A 19,717-nucleotide genomic window follows, 5' to 3' on the forward strand; every position below is an offset into this window, starting at 1 on the left:
AAACATCAGAAATAGAAAGCCGGCGTTTCATGGACTAAATGTCTTGAAACGCCGGCATTTTCATTTGCATTGTCTTCTTCTCTGAGAGCAATTTGTTATGCGTTTTTCAGTGCATCCAAAGACGCGAAAAACAAATCATAGGCATCTTCCCAGCCATCTAAGGGGTAACTTGCGCCGCCGTTGCAGCTTTTGAGCAGATTGGAGGTATACTCCTCCCCTTCTCCGAACAATTCCCCTACGGTAATGGGAAAGCCTTTTTCCGTTGCCAATGTGCAGAGCGCCAGTGCCGGGTCTGCTTCCTTTCTGGTTGCTTCCAGAGCAGCCAGCAAAGCAGGGTCCGCTTTTGCCATCTCCAGTAATTTCCATAAATTTTCGTTCATTTCTGCCACCGCCTTCTTTTGTTCCTTTTCAAGTACTCAGTATAGCACATTTTTTCCAAAAAATTAAGTCAAACCAAAGAAACAGAACAAACCGTGAACAGCGGCACACAGACAAATCCCAATGATCGTTGGCAGCAGGAAAGAAATCGCCGTCCATTTCCAGCTGCCCGTTTCCTTGCGGATAGTCAGCAGCGTAGTAGCGCAGGGGAAATGGTTCAGGGAAAACAAAATGGCACAGACAGCCGTCGTCCAAGTCCAGCCGTTTGCCGCCAGCATTGCCCCTGTTTGACTGCCCCCTTCCACTAACATACCGCTTTGACTGTAAAACATCAGCAGGATGGGCAGCACAATCTCATTGGCAGGCAGTCCCAGCAGAAACGCCAGCAAAATAGGACCGGAAAGCCCCATAAGCCCTCCCAGCGGTTCCAGAAACAGGGCAATCTGTGTCAGCAACGTACCATCTCCCACTGGAATACGTTGGAGCGTCCAAATAACTGCCCCTGCCGGTGCTGCCGCTGTGATGGCACGCCCCAGCACAAAAATGGTTCTGTCCAGCAAACTTCTCACAAGCACCTGCCCAATCTGCGGACGGCGAAAAGGCGGCAATTCCAGTACAAAAGCAGAAGGCATCCCTTTCAGCACCGTCCGGCTCAAAAAGAAGGAAACCAACAGCGTCATGCCCACAGAAAGCCCAATGACCAGAAAAAGAACAAGCCCAGACATCCACGGCTTTCCCACTGATAAGAACACAGCTATCAACAGCAAAATCGTTGGAAACCGCCCATTACAAGGCACAAAGTTATTGGTCAGTATGGCTATGAGCCGTTCTCTGGGGGAATCAATGATGCGGCACGCCGTGACCCCTGCGGCATTGCAGCCAAAGCCCATACAAAGTGTCAACGCCTGTTTGCCATGAGCCCCTGCTCGACGGAACAGCCCATCCAGCTGAAACGCAATCCGCGGCAGCAGACCACAATCCTCCAGCAGGGTAAACATAGGAAAAAAGATAGCCATAGGCGGCAGCATCACAGAAACCACCCAGCTGACCGTCAAGAACACCCCATCCATGAGCAGGCTTTCCAGCCAAACAGGGCTTGACTCCAGCGCACTGCGGCAAGTTGCCCCCAGCTTGGTAAAAACGGACATGAGCATTTGAGAAGGCACATTGGCTCCTACCGCCGTAATCCAGAACACCAACGCCAGCAAAAGCAGCATCAACGGCACTCCAGTCCGTTTCCGCAAAAACAGTTTATCCATCTGTGCCGTTGTATCCCCTTTTCCTTCGTTCTTCTTGCAGACAGCAGCCGTCAGGGTTTCTGCCCGTTTCTGGAAACAAAGAGAACGCTCTTTTCGATAAACAGCAAGGGCTTCTTCCTCCCCTGCAAAATACCCATTGCATTTAGTTCTCCATTGGCGCAGTTCTTCGCCAACTTCTTCTGACAAAACATCCTCCTCTTTTTGCCAAAGAAAATCCAGTAGGAGCGGTCTGTTTTTGCTTTCCGGCAGGAGATTCTCTCCTTCTGCCAGCAGTTCCGCAAAATCCTCTGGCAGAGTCTTATGAAAAGGCGTATGGCGCACATGTGGTTCCTGCTCCATGACTTTTTCCAAAGCTGCTGTCAAATCTGACAACCCTCTTCCCGTTCTGGCAGCGGTTTTCACCACGGGAACACCTGTCAAAGCTGACAGCTTTTTGTCATCAATAGAAATCCCCTTTTTCTCCGCTTCGTCTGCCAGATTCAAACACAGCACACAGCGGGGCATCAATTCCATGACCTGCAAAGCCAAAGGCAGGTGACGTTCCAAAGCGGAGGCATCCACCACCACAGCCACAGCGTCCGCATCACCGAAAGCCAGAAAATCCCGGGCGCAAGCTTCTTCCGCACCGGCGGAAAAGAGGGAATAAATCCCCGGCAGGTCTACAAGAACCACCTCTTTCTCTCCCAACCAAAACCGTCCCTCTGCCCTGCCTACGGTCTTTCCAGACCAGTTGCCTGTATGCTGTTTCAGTCCCGTCAAGGCATTGAACAGGGTACTTTTTCCTGTGTTAGGATTGCCTGCCAGAACGATACAGGGTCTTTTTTCCTCACCCATCCTCATTCCACCGCCTTCACCTGAATTTGTGCCGCATCGCTGTCCCGCAGGGCAATGCGGGTCTGTTTTACATGATACAGGCGTGTGCCGCCCCAAGGGCATGTATACAAAGGCACCACCTGACTTTCTTCACAAAATCCCAAGTCCAGCAGACGCAGCAGACGGCTTTCCACCACCTGACAGCTCTGCCCCAGAGGGACTTCTGACAAAAGCATGCTTCCCTCCATGTTCCCACCTCCCGGAAAAATCCTGTTATGCACAATATATGCCCAGCATAAGGGGGTGTGCCTGTACAAAAAAAACAGACCTGCGTTTTCTTATATCGCAAGTCTGTCTGTTTTATTCTTCATTGATAAGTTTGCAAGTATAGGCGTTGATGATGTATGGTTCCGCCTGCTCCATAAGATAAATGCGGTAACAAGGCACCGCGTAAAGCATACCTTCCTTGGTCTGGCTTTCTTTATCCGACAGGTCGTAGCCAAGCTCCATACGGTTCACTGTCACAGCCCCTTCCGGCTGGTTTTTCCGCAGTTCCCGCATGAATGTGAGCAACGCTTCATCGGCATAGAAAATATCCTTTTTCTCGCCGTTATAACCCACCACAGGGCAATAAACAAACTGCACCTGATAAATGCCTGCCTGAGATACAAACACCCGGAAGTAATTGGAAAATACGATGGTATCGTCATACTTCTCATAGAACACCACACAGTAGCCTTCCTCTGTTTCCAAAAGGTCATAGGAAACAAATTCCCCAAAGATTTTCTCTTTGCCGTCCATGTATTCCTCTGCCTTTTTCAGAGCGTCTCCCCGGCTCAGTTCTCCCTTTTCTTTTGCCACTTGTGGAAATGTGAGAGTGCCGCGGGCGCCTTCCACCGTCAACTCTGACGAAGAAGTACGATATACGGTCGTGGTCTGACTGGGGACAACGGTGGTCTTTTCTCCGTCAAAAAATGCACGTTCCAAATCTTCCTTGGTATATGTGGGCACCATACATTCCAGACGGCTCATGGGTTCCGTTTCCGTGATGAGGTCTGTATACATGGTAATGCCGTTTTTGGAAAGCACTTCAAAAATCGCCTTTTCCTGAGAAGCAGTCATGGCGCTCTCCCGGTTCTGCTGATAGTTAAGCACCGCCAGACAGGCGTTCAATATCACCAGCAGCACAACAACAAACTTTTTCGCTTTTTGCCACTCCATAGACTGCCTCCTTTCTTTTCAGATTTTCAGGAATTGGTGGATGCATTAACCACAGTTTCCGGTTCTGTTTCTGTCACTGCCGTCTGCTCCGGCAAAGTACTGTCTGTTTCAATGAGGAATATCCGGTCGTAAAGATTTACAAACCACTGCAAACGGATACCTTCTGTCCGGTCTGCAAAATATCCCAGCGCAATATTCTTCACATCCGCAATTTCCCGCTGTTCCACCGTTTCCTGATACAGACGGTTAGCCGCGTCCAGCGCATCGATGAACTGCACATCCAGACTGGCGTCTTTTGCACCGGATGCCTCATAATTCACTGCATAGCGGCGGTATTTCTTAACGGAATTGTTGCTGACCGTCACTTCAATGGCATGCTTCATGCCGATTTCCTGCTGCACGCTTTCCGACAGATATACAGGCAATCCATTTACGGCGTAATCGAAGTAATAAACTGTTTCATTGCCGCTTCCGCCAATATCTGCCAAATATACATCCGTCTGCAATGAAGCGTCATTGGTCATAAAATTGCAGCTGATCTGATAGCCATCCAAAAGGGCTGTTTTCGGACCATCACTGCCGTAATTTTCATAGTTATAGTATTCCAGCATCCGGCTGCCCGGGTTATAGCGGAGCACCACAGAGCTGTCACTGAATACAAAATTTCCGTTTTCATCCCGCTGGCTCCAGTCCACGGAGAAATTACGGAAAAATCGTTCTGCCGTATTTTCCAGCAGCATACGGCTCACAGCCCCCTCCTGCTCAAAGGCAGGCACCTGCCGCAAGGTATCATACTGATAGGGCAATTCCGCCCACTGGGGCAGGAACAGATTCCGCCTAAGGACAGCAGAGCTGGTTTTCTGTCCGGTGGAAATATAAACCATTTCCCCTTCCGGTTCTGCCTGCAATGCCTCAAAAAGTATGGGAGCAGATTTGCTTTTCATGGCACGGTAAACCACGCAGTCGTTGGTCTGGGAATTGACAAAATACGCCTTGCTTTCCTCCCCTGTACGCCTTGCGGGCACAATGGTGATATAGTCAAAGCTATCCAAATCCTGACCATTTTTCAGACTGCGCATGCCCTCCAGATAATCATCCATATTAATCATAAAATCATACTGCATGACAATACATTTGTTCTGCAGCATTTCTTTCCAGTCGGCTTTTTCCAATTCCGTGCTCTCGCCGATGTTTTCCGCCAATATTTCCTGCAAAACGTCGTTGGCTTTTTCCAGCATGTCACTGCTGCCAACTTTGTCAGGATAGTATACGGAAAAATTGGATGCCCCATCCCCTACGGCATATCTGGTTGCCAGCAGCGCATCGCTTTCTGACGCCTCATCCGTAGCAGAAATGGATTCTTTTACTGCACGAAAAAAGTTATGACCTGCTGTTCCTTCAAGCCATAACTCTCCTGTCTGATACACAGCGGCTATGACCAGAACAACAATGATAACATTTGTAATCCTGTTTCTTTTCATTCGATCTCACCGCTTCTTTATGAATTTATATTTTTGCGCTCCTTAGTACAGACCGGGCAGCGCGATCATGTTTTGCAGATCTTTTTTCAGCTGATTGGGCAGGCGCTTGATCACAACTGTGTAAGACGCTTCATCATACCCAGCTTTATCCGCCGTCAGTGTCACATAGTTATAACCCATTTCCAGTCCAACGGTAGCTGCGAAGATTCCCATGGAACCTACAGTCACTTCCTGTGCGCTTACAACGCTCATATCCCCGTTGGCGTCTTTACAGTTGACAGACACAGAAACCTTTGTATTGGGTTTCGCTTCGCCGTAGATGGTGCGGCTGCTGTCAAATGTAGATTCTGTTTCTTCCTGGTACAGGTCGATACCGCTGCTGACAGTGATGGGAGTTACCTCTGCGGCAAATGCACTGACGGGAGAAAAGCACAGAAGTCCTGCCAAAACTAAGCCAAACAATCTTTTTTTCATCTCCGTCACCTCCTTACCGTCTACTCGTATTTTTCACTGCCATTATTATACAGCAAGAATATTACAGTTCTGTTACAGTGCCCTTACAGTTTTTTAACACCTGATTTTTCCAGTTACTGCGGTGTCGTTTCGGGAAAAATCCTGTCATTCTGTAGGACCGCCTGTTTTGAATTCGTGTTCGTATTCCAGTTCTGGACGTTCTTTGGGGAACCACATGGTCATAGTCGTGCCTTTGCCGTATTCACTTTCTGCCGTCAGGCGACCCTTATGGCTTTCCATGATTTCCTTGGCAATGGCAAGCCCCAGACCAGTGCCGCCCATAGCACGGCTTCTGGCTTTGTCCACACGATAGAAACGCTCGAAAATACGGGGCAGGTCTTCTCTGGTGATGCCCATACCTGTATCTTTGACGGAAATCTTGTAATATTTCTCGTCCTCGGTGATAAAGATACGGATTTTCGCCTGCTCCAGACTGTATTTGATAGCGTTTGTCACAATGTTATTGACGACCTGACCCACACGATCTCTGTCGCCGTAAATGATGACAGGATGGTCGCAAGGCTCAAAGGTCAGTTCCTGATGTTTCGCTTCCGCATGAATCTTGCTCTGGCGAACGGTAGTCATGAGGAATTCGTTCATTTCGATTTCCGTAATATTCAGGCGCACCTGCTTATTGTCAAAACGGGAAAGCTGCAACAGATCCCGTACCAGGAACGCCATACGGTCGGATTCGCTGTCGATGATGGACAAGAACTCCATGGCTGTTTCCCTGTCGTCCAGTGCCCCTTCCATAAGGGTTTCCGTATAACTCTTGACCGTAGTCAAAGGCGTACGCAGTTCGTGGGAAACGTTTGCCACAAATTCTTTCCGCATGTCGTCCAGTTTTTTCTGTTCTGTAACATCCTGCAATACCACCACAACGCCTTCCATTTCTTTTTTGGGGTTGTAGTGAGGAGAGAATGTGGCGTGAATAAACTGCTTATCCACAGGGAATGTGACTGCCTTGGAAAGCTCATCCCCCATATCCAAATATACGCCGGTGCTGATGTCAAAGGCACGGATAAAATGGGAAAAATCCATATCCATCTTATCCACCTTCAGCATTTCCTCCGCTGCCGTATTGGCAAGCATCAGCTCGCCATCCTTGGCAAAGGAGATAACACCGTCACTCATGTTATGCAAAATGATTTCCATACGGTTTTTCTCTTTGGAGATTTCCGACATGGTCTTTCTCAGTTCCGCTGCCATGTAGTTGAAACTGCTGGTAAGCTGCCCGATTTCGTCATTGCTGCGGACTTTCAGACTCTGATTCAGCTTCCCTTCTGCCATGTTTTTTGCCCCTCTGGTCAGTGCCAGAATAGGTCCTGTCAAGGTCTGGGCAAAGACATAACCCATGATAGCCGCCAGAAACAGGGCGATGGATACTGCCACAATGATGATCTTCGTGGTTTCATTCAGGCTGCTCTGCATATCGCTGGCATCCAAACGGGTATACACGATATATTCCACATTGCCGTTTTCATCTGTCACAGGCAGGGCATAGCTCATCCATTCCTTCAGCAGACCAAAGGAGTCCGTACTTTTCTTGCCAGAGGAGAATGTGGCTGTGCCATTCATGCCGGCAATGACTGCCTGATCTGTATACTGGGTAAAAGGTGCTTTGGGCGATGTGGTAGACGCAATGGTCTCCCCTTCCGCATTCAGCACGTTCCCCTGGATACCCATGGCATTTGTTACTGTTGCCTGCAAGTCTTCCTGAAAGCTGTCCGCATCCCCTGCATCAATGACCTGCTCCACAATCTTTTCCGCGTAGATCTCCAGCTGCTGTCTTGATTTATTTATTTCGATATTCCTGAGGCTCAGCAGGATATACGTCCCGCTGACGATCATCACAATGAGCACCAGCCCCAGATACATCGCGATCAATTTCCATTTTATGCTGCGCAATGATCCCACTCCGTTTTAATCACAATCAAAATAATAACCAACACCCCGTTTGGTGAGGATATAGGCAGGTTTGCCGGGATCGTCCTCGATTTTTTCCCGCAGACGGCGCACAGTCACGTCAACGGTACGAACATCCCCGAAATACTCATAACCCCATACCTTCTCCAGCAGGGTTTCTCTGGAAAATACCTGTCCTTTCTGCTGTGCCAGAAACTTCAAAAGCTCAAATTCACGCAGTGTCAGGTCGATGGTCTTACCATCTTTTTTCACTTCGTAGCGGTCAAGGTTCAAAGACAGCTTTCCGTAAGGAGATGCTTTCTCGTCGGATGCTGCCATGCCTGCTGCTTCCTGAAGGGCAGCCACTTTCCGCAGGTTCGCTTTCACCCTCGCCATGAGCTCCCGCACACCAAAAGGCTTTGTTACATAGTCGTCCGCGCCCATTTCCAGCCCCAGAACCTTGTCCACTTCTTCGGCTCTGGCTGTGAGCATAATGATAGGCGTATGTTTTTTCTCTCTGATTTTACGGCAAGCCTCATACCCGTCCATTTTGGGCATCATAATGTCCAACAGAATCAGATCGGGATTTTCCTCAAAGGTCTTTCTGACCCCTTCTTCCCCGTCCGATGCCGTAATGACCTGATACCCCTCTTTTTTCAGGTTAAAGGCAATGATATCTACAATATTTTTTTCATCGTCAACAATCAAAACTTTTCTGTCCATAGCTTCGATTCCCCCTTCAGAATCAAAATTTTCCCTTTCAAAAAATTATACTAAATTTTGAAGAAAATGTAAACCAATCCTCTTTTTTGAACGAAAGATACGGCAGTTTTGTTCCAGATTGCCCCGTTATCAGACAAGTATACATAGCTTTCTGTAGTTTCCTATGATAGACTGGAAAAAAGGGCATATTTAAAGGGGGAATGGATATGAAAAGATTGATTGTATTACTGCTGTTTGTGCTGGCACTTTCCGGCTGCGGGCGGGAAATGTGGCTCAAAGGCGAGGTCATCGGGCGGGAAACCGATGAAAATGGAAACCTGACAGCCATTGTCACAGAAACCGAATCCCATGGAACTGTTCGCTTTTTCCTCACGGAAGACACCGTCGTGGATCAGCTCAATGGAGAAATCACCGTGGAGGATTTTCTCACAAACGATGCTGTATATCCTGTTGTTTCCGTCTACGCCGATGCCAATACCAAAACATTCGGTTCTTATGAAGGGGAGGAAATCCCTGGCTATACCGCCCTTCTCATCCATCTGGAAGGCGGTTATAAATCAAATACCAAAGTCCTTGCTGACGGCACCACATTGCACATTGTGGAAAAAGAAGGAGAAAACCAGTATGAACTGGAAGATGGCACACTGCTCCTTACCGAATCTCAGTCCACAGCTTCCGTTCTGCAAAAACTGAAACTAGAGCCTTTGTATGACCTTTCCGAACTGTTGGAACAGGCTTATGCCGCATACAAAGAAACAGAAAATCCCAGTGATTTTTATCCATATGCTGTTTCGCAGACAACTTCTCTGACAGCTTCCAATGAGAAACTCTATTATCTTGAAACAGAAGTCAGACTTTCTACGGATATAAACAACACAACTTCCAACTCTTTAGGACTGGCAGTGGACAGAGAAACAGAAATCCCTATTCCCACTGCGGAACTGTTCACCTGTCCGGAAAATGAAATCGGCACAAATCTTCTGGCACTGGCAGACCTGTCTGACGCAGACAGAGCCGCCATGGAATCCGCTTTCCGGCTGGAATATGTGATATTCGTGGGTGATTCCATCCGCATCAAATTCCCGGAAAACAGCCTTTCCACCCAGTCGGAAGGTTATGTGGTTTATTTAGAAGACACGGAAGGCGTCCACGCACTGCTTCGGGATTGGGCAATTTCAAAGGACATCGGATAACATAAAAAAGCTGAAATCTTTTCTCAAAGATTTCAGCTTTTTTTATTTTCCTTATGAAGAAGCCGTGCTTTCCTTACCGAAAAACGTATCAGCCGTTCAGACGTTTTTCCAGTTCTTCTTTCATATCTTCGTAACCGGGTTTGCCCAGCAGTGCGAACATATTCTTTTTGTATGCTTCTACACCGGGCTGGTTGAAGGGGTTTACATCCAGCATATAGCCGCTGATGCCCACTGCTTTTTCAAAGAAGTAAACCAGTGCGCCGAAGTGCCAAGCGTCCATACGATCCATTTCGATAACCATGTTAGGTACGCCGCCGTCCATGTGTGCCAGCATTGTGCCTGCAAAAGCTTTGCTGTTTACAAACTGCATTTCTTTGCCTTTCAGGAAGTTCAGACCATCCAGGTCTTCCGCATCGAAAGGTACCAGCACTGTGCTCTTAGGTTCTTTGCACCACATAACGGTTTCAAAGAAATAACGGCTGCCTTCCTGAATGAACTGACCGATGGAGTGCAGGTCTGTGGAGAAGTTTGCGGCTACAGGGAAGATGCCTTTGCCGTCTTTGCCTTCGCTTTCTGCGTAAAGCTGTTTATACCATTCGCCAAAAGAAACCATGTGAGGTTCATAGTTTGCCAGGATTTCCACTGTTTTGCCGTTGCGGTAGAAGAAGTTTCTTGCTGCCGCATACTGATAGCAGGGGTTTTCCATGATGTCAGGGTTGCTGTAAGCTTCTCTTGCCCACTGTGCGCCTTCCATAACTTTGTCGATGTCTACGCCTGCCACTGCCATAGCCAGCATGCCTACGGCTGTCAGAACAGTGAATCTGCCGCCGATGTCATCGGGGATGATGAATGTTTCATAGCCTTCTGTGTTGCACATGGTTTTCAGTGCGCCTCTGGCTCTGTCTGTTGTTGCGTAAATACGTTCTGCTGCGCCTTCTTTGCCATATTTGTTTTCCAGCAGCTGTTTGAAGATACGGAAAGCGATGGCAGGTTCTGTAGTAGTACCGGATTTGGAGATCACGTTTACAGAGAAATCTCTGTCACCCAGAATACCCAGAATGTCGCTCAGATAAGCGGAGCTGATGTTGTTGCCCACGAAATAGATGTCGGGGGTTGTTTTCTTTTTGTCTTCGTTGTAAAAAGGTGTTTTGATGAAGTCCAGAGCGGTTCTGGTGCCCAGATAAGAGCCGCCGATACCGATAACAATCAGTACTTCACTCTGTTTCTGGATTTTTTCCGCTGCTTTTTTGATGCGGGCAAATTCTTCTTTGTCGTAGTCTACGGGCCAATCTACCCAGCCTACGAAATCGTTGCCTTTGCCTGTTTTTTCATGGAGCGCTGTGTGACATGCTTTCACTTCTTCTGCCATTGCAGCAAAGTCCTGTTTTGTCACAGCATCGCCTTTGACTGAAAATGTAATGCTCATCTTTGGTTCCTCCTCTTTATTAATGTTGTCCCCATATTTTCATTTATATTACTGCGTCCCTTTCAAAATGATTTCGTTGACAGGTTCCTGAATGACTTCTTTGGAAACTTCTTTTTCCTCTGTCACAAAACCATTGACGCGTGTAATCTGAATGGTGCTTTTTTTCTGACCGTCTTTCCCCTGCTGGATTACCCGCTGATAGCTGGCAGGCTTGGTGTCGTCATACTGTGTTTCATACTGCTTGGGTTCCACACTGGTCAGCACCTGTGTTTCCACAGATTTGACGGAAACCATAGGCTTCTGTTCGGTAACATTCAATGTCTCACCGATAACAACCGCATCTTTTGCGCTGGGATTCATTTCATACAGTTCTTCCAATGTCATATCAAATTCTGCCGCAATACTGCCTGCCCGATCCCCTGTTTTTACGGTATAGGTCGTGGTAACAGGTGTGGTGCTGGTCAGTTTTGCCACTGCGTCATCCACAGACAGGATTTCCGCAGAATCCACGAACTGATTTTCCACGGTCACATTTTCCACAAAGGAAATTTCTGCATTGGAATTTTCGTCCTGAGGCAGATAAGGTTCTTTCAGCTTATCCTGTACCTGCTGGGCTTCCTCCGCCGTTGCCAGAGGCGCCACTGCGCCGCCGTCTACAAAGATCACAGACGCTTCCACTTTATAAGTGACTGCATTGCGCAGTTTTGGCATCAGATATTCCATGGTGCAGATATCTTTTTTCCGGTCACCAGACACATGAAGCTTTTCCGCCCGGATCTCCTCATTGACTTGTACATTGGTACCCACTGTAGTTGCCAACTGGGCTTCCAGATTGGTCTTGATTTCTTCGGCGGAAATGGATGTGGTACTCAAAATACCCATGCTTTCCTCGCCCACAAACACTTCCGTACCATTTTTATGAAAAAACGCAAAAAACAGGATCAAAACAACGATCACCGCAACGCCAATTCCGGCTTTTTTCGGTGTAAGCTGCATATTCTTACGGGCTTTATTGCCTTTCTGTCCGCCGGATTTTCGGCTGCGCTGTGTTTTTTGTCTGCCTTTTTTTCCTCGATTTCTTTCCACATCGGCACCGGCTTTTCCGCTGTAAGCAACGCGTTCCTCACGCTTTGGGAACAGCTCCGTTTTTTTCGCCATTGGGCTTTCGCCTCCCTTCGGTCTGCAAAAAAATATGTCGATACATCTTTTATTTTATGCCATTGGGAAACGGATTGCAAGAAAAAAACAGCAGAGTTCTTCACAAAGGGCAGTTTCTGTACGCAAAAAAGCCGGAAATTTCCACAAATCGGAATTTCCGGCTTTCTGTTTACACTTGATACAGCCCTTAGTCTTCTTTTACGGAGAAAGCTGCTTTTGTTACGGAGTGACGTTCTTTCAGAGCGTCTGTTCTGCCTGCTGCCAGATTCTTTTCTGCAGAAGACAGCATCAGTTTGATACGGTTGAGCTGGTTGACTTCACTTGCGCCCGGATCGTAGTCGATGGCTACGATATTGGAGATAGGATACTGTTTACGCAGTTCCTTGATAACGCCTTTGCCCACAACGTGGTTAGGCAGACAGCCGAAGGGCTGTGTGCAGACGATATTGGGTACGCCGCTGTGAATCAGTTCGATCATTTCCGCTGTCAGGAACCAGCCTTCACCAGTCTGGTTGCACAGGGAAACCACTTTCTTCGCATATTCGCCCAAAGTACGGATATCTTCGGGACGGTCGAAGCGTTTGCTCTTTTCCAGTGCTTTCATCAAAGGTTTCTGATACCATTCGATGACTTTTGCCAGTGCGTTGGCAATGATTCTGCCTTTTCTGGTGCCGCCCAGATATTTTTCTTTCTGGGTTGCGTTATAGCAGCAGTACAGACCGAATGTGAGCAGATCAGGCACAACAGCTTCTGCGCCTTCTCTTTCCAGCAGGTTTACCAGATCGTTGTTGGCTGTGGGATGGAATTTTACCAGAATTTCCCCTACGACGCCAACACGAGGTTTTTTCATATCTTCGTAGATTTCCAGATTTTCGAAGTCACGGATGATGCCTGCGATGTTGCTGCAGAATGTCTTTCTGTCTGCACGCAGGATATCTTTTTTGACTTTTTCATTCCATTTTTCATACAGTGCGTTTGCGGAGCCTTTTACCTTTTCATAAGGACGGGTGCGGTAGAGCACACGCATGAAGGTATCGCCGTAAACCAGTGCCTGCATCGCTCTGTGGAGCAGCGCGGGTTCATATTTGAAGCCGGGGTTCTTTTCCAGACCTGCAGGGTTGATGGAGATGACAGGGATGTTAGGCATACCTGCGTTTTCCAGTGCTTTACGGATGAAAGCGATGTAGTTTGTAGCACGGCAGCCGCCGCCAGTCTGAGAAATCAGCAGAGCGGTACGGTTCAGGTCGTAGTTACCGGACAGCAGACCGTTCATCAGCTGACCAATGGTGATCAGTGCAGGATAACATGCGTCATTGTTTACGTATTTCAGACCTGCGTCGATGGCATCTTTATCCATAGCTGCCATGACTTCCAGATTGTAGCCGCATTTACGGAAAGCGGGTTCCAGAATGTCAAAGTGGATAGGAGACATCTGAGGACACAGGATGGTGTAATCCTTCCGCATTTCTTTTGTAAAGAGTACACGTTTCAAAGAAGCGTCGCCTTTTCTCAGTTTTACGTTCTTTTCTTTTCTGTCTTCGATGGCAGCGATCAAAGAACGGATACGGATTCTGGCTGCACCCAGGTTGTTTACTTCGTCGATTTTCAGGGCTGTATAGATTTTGCCTGCTGCTGTCAAAATGGCTTTGACTTCGTCCGTTGTAACAGCATCCAGACCACAACCGAAGGAGTTCAGCTGAACATATTCGATGTTTTCCTGTTTCTTTACGAAAGCTGCAGCTTCGTACAGACGGGAGTGGTAAGTCCACTGGTCACGAACAACGGTAGGACGTTCCAGATGACCCATATGTGCCACACTGTCTTCTGTCAGAACAGCGATGTTGTAGCCTGCAATCAGTTCGGGAATACCGTGGTTGATTTCAGGGTCTACATGGTAAGGACGACCGCCCAGCACAATACCTGTCATGTTGTTGTCTTTCAGGTATTTCACGGTTTCTTCGCCTTTTTTGTGCATGTCATGACGGAAGTTTTCCCATTCTGCCCAGCCAGCTTCTACAGCGGCTTTGATTTCTTTTGCATCACAGCCCATGGGAACGAATTCGTCTGTCATACGTTTGATGATGGTTTCAATCTTATCCAAAGAGAGGAAAGGATTCATGAACTTGATATTCTTTTCTTTCAGATCCTCTACGTTGTTTTTGATGTTTTCGTTATAAGATGCCACGATAGGGCAGTTATAGTTGTTGTCAGCTGCGCTGCTGTCCCGTCTTTCGTAAACGATACCGGGATAGAAGATGAAGTCTACGCCCTGTTCGATGAGGTACATGATATGGCCGTGTACCAGTTTTGCGGGATAGCAAACGGATTCACTGGGGATGGATTCCATACCCTTTTCAAAGATTGCCTTTGTGGAATAAGGGGACAGTACCACACGATAGCCCAGTTTTGTGAAGAATGTGAACCAGAAAGGATAATCTTCCCACATATTCAGCACACGAGGGATACCAACGGTGCCTCTGGTTGCCTGTTCTGCTGTGAGGGGTTCATAGTCGAACAGTCTGTGGCGTTTGTATTCATACAGGTTAGGAGCGGGATTTTCATTCTTTTCTTTCCCCAGACCTCTTTCACAGCGGTTACCTGTGATGAATCTTCTGCCGCCGCTGAACTGGTTGATGGTCAGCAGACAGTGGTTTGTGCAGCCCTGGCATCTAGCCATGGTGGACTTGATTTCCAGCGCGTTCATTTCTTCACGGCTTACCAGTGTTGTCTGGTAACCTTCTGTATATTTATCTCTTGCGATGAGCCCTGCGCCGAAAGCACCCATGATGCCGGCGATGTCAGGACGAACGGCTTCTCTGCCGCTGATGAGCTCAAAGCTTTTCAGTACCGCGTCGTTATAGAATGTACCACCCTGTACAACCATGGATTTCCCCATAGCCTTAGGGTCAGCGATTTTGATAACTTTCAGCAGTGCGTTTTTGATAACGGAATATGCCAGACCTGCGGAAATATCTGCTACGTCTGCCCCTTCTTTCTGTGCCTGTTTTACACGGGAGTTCATGAAAACAGTACATCTGGAACCCAAATCGATGGGGGCTTTTGCGAAAAGGGCAATCTTCGCGAAGTCCGCAACGGTGTAGTTCAGGGATTTTGCAAAAGTTTCGATGAAGGAACCGCAGCCAGAGGAACAAGCTTCGTTCAGCAGTACGCTGTCGATGACGCCATCCTTGATACGGATACATTTCATATCCTGACCGCCGATATCCAGAATGAAGTCTACATCGGGTTTGAAGAACTGTGCTGCTTTATAGTGCGCAACGGTTTCGATGTAGCCCAAGTCCATCATCAATGCTTCTTTGATGAGACCTTCGCCGTAACCGGTTACGCAGGAATTGCGGATAGTCACGCCTTCAGGCATCAGGTCATACATTTCATTCAAACTCTGCATAACCACTTTCAGAGGGTTGCCTTCGTTGCCTGCGTAGAAGGAATAGAGCAGATCGCCCTGTTCGCTGACCAGAGCCACTTTTGTGGTGGTGGAACCAGCGTCGATACCCAGGAAAGCATTGCCTTTGTATGTAGAAAGAGGTACGCGTTTTACTTTATCTTTATCGTGGCGTTCTTTGAACACCGCGTAATCGTCTTCGTTTTTGAACAGAGGGTCCAGACGGCTGACTTCTGCGGACAGTTCTGCGCCTTTTTCCAGACGACCCAGCAGAGTATCAAAGTCCAGATTTGCTTCGCCTTTGTTGGAAACGGCTGTACCGTAAGCTGCAAAAAGGTGAGAGTTTTCAGGCAGCAGTGCAGTTTCGTCTGTCAGGTGCAGTGTTTCAATGAAACGCTGACGCAGTTCAGAGAGGAAATGCAGAGGGCCACCCAAAAATGCCACATGACCGCGGATAGGTTTGCCGCATGCCAGACCGGCAATGGTCTGGTTGACAACAGCCTGGAAAATGGAAGCTGCCAAGTCTTCTTTTCTTGCCCCGTCGTTGATGAGGGGCTGGATGTCTGTTTTTGCGAATACACCACAGCGGGAAGCGATGGGATAAATGACTTCATGACCTTTTGCGTATTCGTTCAGACCTGTTGCGTCTGTGTGCAGCAGGCTTGCCATCTGGTCGATGAAGGAACCGGTACCGCCGGCACATACGCCGTTCATACGCTGTTCCACATTACCGCCGGAGAAATAAATGATTTTCGCGTCTTCGCCGCCCAGTTCGATGGCAACATCTGTCTGAGGCACAACGGTTTCGATGGCGTTTGCTGTAGCAACCACTTCCTGGATGAAGTCTACGCCAACGGCTTTTGCCAGCGCAACGCCGCCGGAGCCGGTGATCATGGTTGCAAATTCACAATAACCCAATTCTTCCTTGGCTTCTGCCAGGATTTCTTTTACGGTTTTCTTGATTTCGGAAAAATGTCTGCGATAGCGACTAAATACAATTTCATTTGCAGAATCTGTCAGCACGACTTTGACTGTTGTGGAGCCGATATCGATCCCCATTTTGTATGTCTGTTCATTATGATACTGCACTGTTCACACCCCCATGTAAATACTTCAGATAAATGTCCTGCACGGCAATGTCCCGCCAGAGCTGTTCTTCCATATATCTGTACTTCTCTTCGTCGTCAATGGTTTCATCCAGCACCTTCAGTGCCAGGATGCCGTCCTGCATGGCAAGGGTCATCATCACGCAGCTTTCGATGTCCACATCTGCGGCAATTTCCTTGCGTTCCTTGCCCCGCTCCAGTATACGGCGCAGGATTCTTTTTCTTTCTTCGGTATTCTGTGCAAAATAGCTTTGCACTTCCTCATATTTTTTCATGCCTTCATAAAGCAGGAAGTAAAAATCCCGAAAGGCAATATCCATACCAATGTTTTCCTGGAATCTGCGGAAGCGCTGCGGCGCAAAAAAGGCATCCCACAACAGGGTTTTTGTGGAAACGTCCGGGTGTTTGTTTTCCCATGCCTGCCGCATTTCTTCCAGAGGCTGTAAGTAATAGGGGCGCAGGTACGTTTCGATGACCTTAACCACCAGATCTTCACGGCTTTTGAAGCAATAATAAAAGCCGCCTTTGGTGGTGCCTGCTTCCCGAATGATTTCGTTGGTGGAGATATCGGAAAACCCTTTGCCCAAAAACAGCCGAAATGCTGTCTGCAAAATATTCAGTTCCGTTTTCATGCGATCCCTCCTTTATGTATACATACAGACCGGTCGGTCTGATTTCTGTAACATTATATGCCCTTAGGTCGTTAAAATGCAATTAAGAAACCGCTAAGATGTCGTTAAGAATCGCGGTATATCAACATTTTCTCCAATTTTTCCGTGTCGATTCCGACATGGATGCGCATTTTTCCCAAAGAAAAAACAAATGTCTTTCGACAAAACCTACTGTTTTTGTATACAAAAAAACAGATTCCCCTTTTGCAGGGAAATCTGCTTTAAAGAAATCTTTTTACATCACCAAACAATAGGCTCCTGCCAGACACAGCAGATGGACAGGATAGAACAGATAAAAGGCATATTTGCCGCCTTTCTGCCCCATTTCCCCGTGATACTGCCGCAGCAATGCCCAAGTGCCCAAAGCCACTGCCAGATACATAGCGGACTCAAAAACAGCCGCGAACGTAATCCCCCAGGACAAAAGCGCCAGAGGAATCCAAAGACCGTAATAAAAGAGTATCATCCAGAACATGGCACGCCACCGCTGAGGGGAATGCCAGGTATACCAGAGCACAAAGACAAACACCACGCCAAAACCGCCGTAATCCGTCCCCATGACTTCTGCCAGCAGAGCAATGAGAAATACAGCAAATTTGCCCATGTCCCTTCTGTCCTTCTGCACAGAATAAGCATAGGCGACACAGGACAACACCCCAAAAAACAAGGTCATCATCACATTGGTAAGCCCAAAGGACAGGGAAATTCCTCCCGTTAAAATCAGGCTTTTCACCATCTGAAAAGGGATTTCCGCCAGCAGGGCAAAGCCAAAGAGCCGTTTCAGATAGGCTCTCACGTTGTGGGTGTGCCATACGCCTTCCGCCAGCTGGAAGGCAAAAATCAGAAACGCCATCCGCCCCAAAGACAGGACAGCCGTATACAAAGTCTGCCCCATGGCAGGCTCCAGCACATCCTCAAAAATCTTCATGGCATGATCCAGAAACATGGAACAGATGGCAAGTATCTTCAGTTGAAATCTCGTCAATGTCATATGGATTCCTTTCCCGTAAAAAAGCGGCTTTGCTCAGCAGTTGCCCTTAAGAAAACAGTATTTTCCCTTTTATTGGATTTCTTAAGGGGAACTGCAATGGCTGTCTTCAGAAGAAAATAATCCTCATAAAATGTTGATAAAAATGTGAAAGCTGAAATCCTTTCTTTCTTAAAGATTCCAGCTATCTTTGTTTTCTGATGAAGCAGCACCACTGTATGCACGCCGCCCTTTTCTCATATTCTTGTCATTTCCTGAATTTTATCCAGCTGATGGGCAATGATCTGGTTTTTGGTACGGATGCAGATCATCTGGATCTTGTTCATACCGATCAATTCCCCTTCAATGATGGTTTTCTGTGTGGTAGTGATGCGGATACGCATGCCCCGCTGGAACTCTGCCCCACGGAACAGAATGGTTTCAATGGGGAACAGCTCATGACACCGTTCCATGACCCGCGCCATATCCACCTCGCCAAAAGTCTTTTTCACCACTTTCACACTTCTGCGAACACTTCTGATAAATTCAATGATTGCCCAGATCACAAAGGCAATGATTGCCGCCAGAATAATCTGAGAGCCACTCAATGATTGAAATCGTTCCAACATATCCCATCACCCTCCTTTATTTCAGTCTTTATGCAGATAGCTGTAAATTTCCCGTTTGGATACGCCGCGATCCTTTGCCACCTGCTTCATGGCGTCTTTTTCACTGTAGTTTTGACGGAGATAATGCTCCATGTGTTCCTCGATGGAAACGCTTTCCCAGCTTTCCTGTGCCGCCTGCCGCTGCTGCTCCAAAGTATAACCAGCAAATACCAGCACAAATTCTCCTTTTGGCGGCTGGGCAGTAAAATGGGCTTGGATTTCCGCCACGGTACCACGGCGCACTTCCTCGAATTTCTTTGTCAGCTCCCGAATGGCTGCCATTTCCCTGTCGGAACCAAAAATCTTTTCCAGTTCCTCCAAAGTATCCAGCAAACGATGAGGTGCTTCATAAAAAATCATGGTGCGGTGTTCCTTTTCCAGTGTGGAAAGAACTGCCCGCCGTTCTTTTTTCTCCATGGGCAAAAAGCCCTCGAACACAAACCGTCTGGTATCCAGACCGGAAAGCACCAGTGCTACCACTGCCGCAGATGCGCCCGGCGCTACGGTTACAGGTACCCCTGCTTCATAGCACAGCTTCACCAAGTCCGCCCCGGGGTCAGAAATCCCCGGCATACCAGCATCTGTCACCAGTGCGATATTTTCTCCCGCCAGCAGCCGTTCCACCAGCTTCGGGCCTTTTTCCGCCTTATTATGCTCGTGGTAGCTGGTCATGGGGGTTTTGATTTCAAAATGATTCAGCAGTTTCAACGTATTGCGGGTATCTTCCGCCGCAATGATGTCTGCCGTTTCCAGCAGTTTCAGCACCCGCAGCGTCATATCATCCAGATTGCCGATGGGGGTGGCGCATAAATAAAGTGTTCCTGCCATA

Annotated in this window: 16 protein-coding genes; 1 reads left to right on the top strand and 15 read right to left on the bottom strand. The window is 47.8% G+C overall.

The features are described from left to right. Positions 1-95 precede the first annotated feature (95 nt). The 8 genes from BUB35_RS00820 to yycF all read right to left on the bottom strand — a co-directional run bounded on the left by BUB35_RS00820 (position 96) and on the right by yycF (position 8,293). Entirely contained in the window at positions 96-380 is a 285-nt protein-coding gene (locus tag BUB35_RS00820) for a Nif11-like leader peptide family natural product precursor (protein ID WP_022254184.1), read from the bottom strand. A 63-nt stretch (positions 381-443) separates the two neighbouring features. Continuing rightward, positions 444-2,471: a ferrous iron transport protein B gene (gene feoB, locus BUB35_RS00825; RefSeq protein ID WP_242949168.1), complete on the bottom strand. Its 2,028-nt coding sequence runs from the start codon at positions 2,469-2,471 to the stop codon at positions 444-446. A 2-nt stretch (positions 2,472-2,473) separates the two neighbouring features. After that, the gene (locus BUB35_RS00830; RefSeq protein WP_022254186.1) at positions 2,474-2,698 is read right to left on the bottom strand and encodes a FeoA family protein; all 225 of its coding nucleotides are present in this window, start codon (positions 2,696-2,698) and stop codon (positions 2,474-2,476) included. A 112-nt stretch (positions 2,699-2,810) separates the two neighbouring features. Continuing rightward, positions 2,811-3,671, bottom strand: a complete 861-nt coding sequence (gene yycI / locus BUB35_RS00835) for a two-component system regulatory protein YycI (protein ID WP_072848037.1) — start codon at positions 3,669-3,671, stop codon at positions 2,811-2,813. 26 nt (positions 3,672-3,697) lie between these two features. Next, entirely contained in the window at positions 3,698-5,152 is a 1,455-nt protein-coding gene (locus BUB35_RS00840) for a hypothetical protein (protein WP_072848038.1), read from the bottom strand. 42 nt (positions 5,153-5,194) lie between these two features. Next, positions 5,195-5,626: a hypothetical protein gene (locus BUB35_RS00845; protein WP_072848039.1), complete on the bottom strand. Its 432-nt coding sequence runs from the start codon at positions 5,624-5,626 to the stop codon at positions 5,195-5,197. 144 nt (positions 5,627-5,770) lie between these two features. Beyond that, positions 5,771-7,573 carry an ATP-binding protein gene (locus tag BUB35_RS00850; protein WP_143158914.1) on the bottom strand — a complete coding sequence of 601 codons (1,803 nt, stop codon included), beginning with the start codon at positions 7,571-7,573 and terminating at the stop codon, positions 5,771-5,773. Between the two features lie 15 nt (positions 7,574-7,588). Then, entirely contained in the window at positions 7,589-8,293 is a 705-nt protein-coding gene (yycF, locus tag BUB35_RS00855) for a response regulator YycF (RefSeq protein ID WP_022365475.1), read from the bottom strand. Positions 8,294-8,499: 206 nt separating this feature from the next. Here yycF and BUB35_RS00860 point away from each other — a divergent pair, with 206 nt between their 5' ends. Then, the gene (locus BUB35_RS00860) at positions 8,500-9,486 is read left to right on the top strand and encodes a membrane lipoprotein lipid attachment site-containing protein (RefSeq protein ID WP_072848041.1); all 987 of its coding nucleotides are present in this window, start codon (positions 8,500-8,502) and stop codon (positions 9,484-9,486) included. Between the two features lie 88 nt (positions 9,487-9,574). On the opposite strand, the gene BUB35_RS00865 is transcribed toward BUB35_RS00860, so the two are convergent. The 7 genes from BUB35_RS00865 to rsmI all read right to left on the bottom strand — a co-directional run bounded on the left by BUB35_RS00865 (position 9,575) and on the right by rsmI (position 19,716). Continuing rightward, positions 9,575-10,912 (bottom strand): glucose-6-phosphate isomerase, encoded by a 1,338-nt coding sequence (locus BUB35_RS00865; protein ID WP_072848042.1) that lies wholly within the window; start codon positions 10,910-10,912, stop codon positions 9,575-9,577. 48 nt (positions 10,913-10,960) lie between these two features. Next, positions 10,961-12,070, bottom strand: coding sequence for a G5 domain-containing protein (locus BUB35_RS00870; RefSeq protein WP_072848043.1), 1,110 nt, complete (start codon positions 12,068-12,070; stop codon positions 10,961-10,963). A gap of 187 nt (positions 12,071-12,257) precedes the next feature. Next, entirely contained in the window at positions 12,258-16,535 is a 4,278-nt protein-coding gene (locus tag BUB35_RS00875; protein ID WP_072848085.1) for an acyl-CoA dehydratase activase-related protein, read from the bottom strand. A 16-nt stretch (positions 16,536-16,551) separates the two neighbouring features. After that, the gene (locus BUB35_RS00880; protein ID WP_072848044.1) at positions 16,552-17,214 is read right to left on the bottom strand and encodes a TetR/AcrR family transcriptional regulator; all 663 of its coding nucleotides are present in this window, start codon (positions 17,212-17,214) and stop codon (positions 16,552-16,554) included. Between the two features lie 274 nt (positions 17,215-17,488). Further along, a complete protein-coding gene (locus BUB35_RS00890; protein ID WP_072848046.1) occupies positions 17,489-18,244 on the bottom strand; it encodes a TraX family protein in 756 nt (251 codons plus the stop codon). Positions 18,245-18,477: 233 nt separating this feature from the next. Then, positions 18,478-18,849, bottom strand: a complete 372-nt coding sequence (locus tag BUB35_RS00900) for a hypothetical protein (protein WP_072848048.1) — start codon at positions 18,847-18,849, stop codon at positions 18,478-18,480. 21 nt (positions 18,850-18,870) lie between these two features. Further along, entirely contained in the window at positions 18,871-19,716 is an 846-nt protein-coding gene (gene rsmI, locus BUB35_RS00905) for a 16S rRNA (cytidine(1402)-2'-O)-methyltransferase (RefSeq protein ID WP_072848049.1), read from the bottom strand. Between the last annotated feature and the right edge of the window lies 1 nt (position 19,717).

It is taken from the genome of Anaerotignum lactatifermentans DSM 14214, assembly GCF_900142265.1.
GTDB classification, from domain to species: Bacteria; Bacillota; Clostridia; order Lachnospirales; family Anaerotignaceae; genus Anaerotignum; species Anaerotignum lactatifermentans.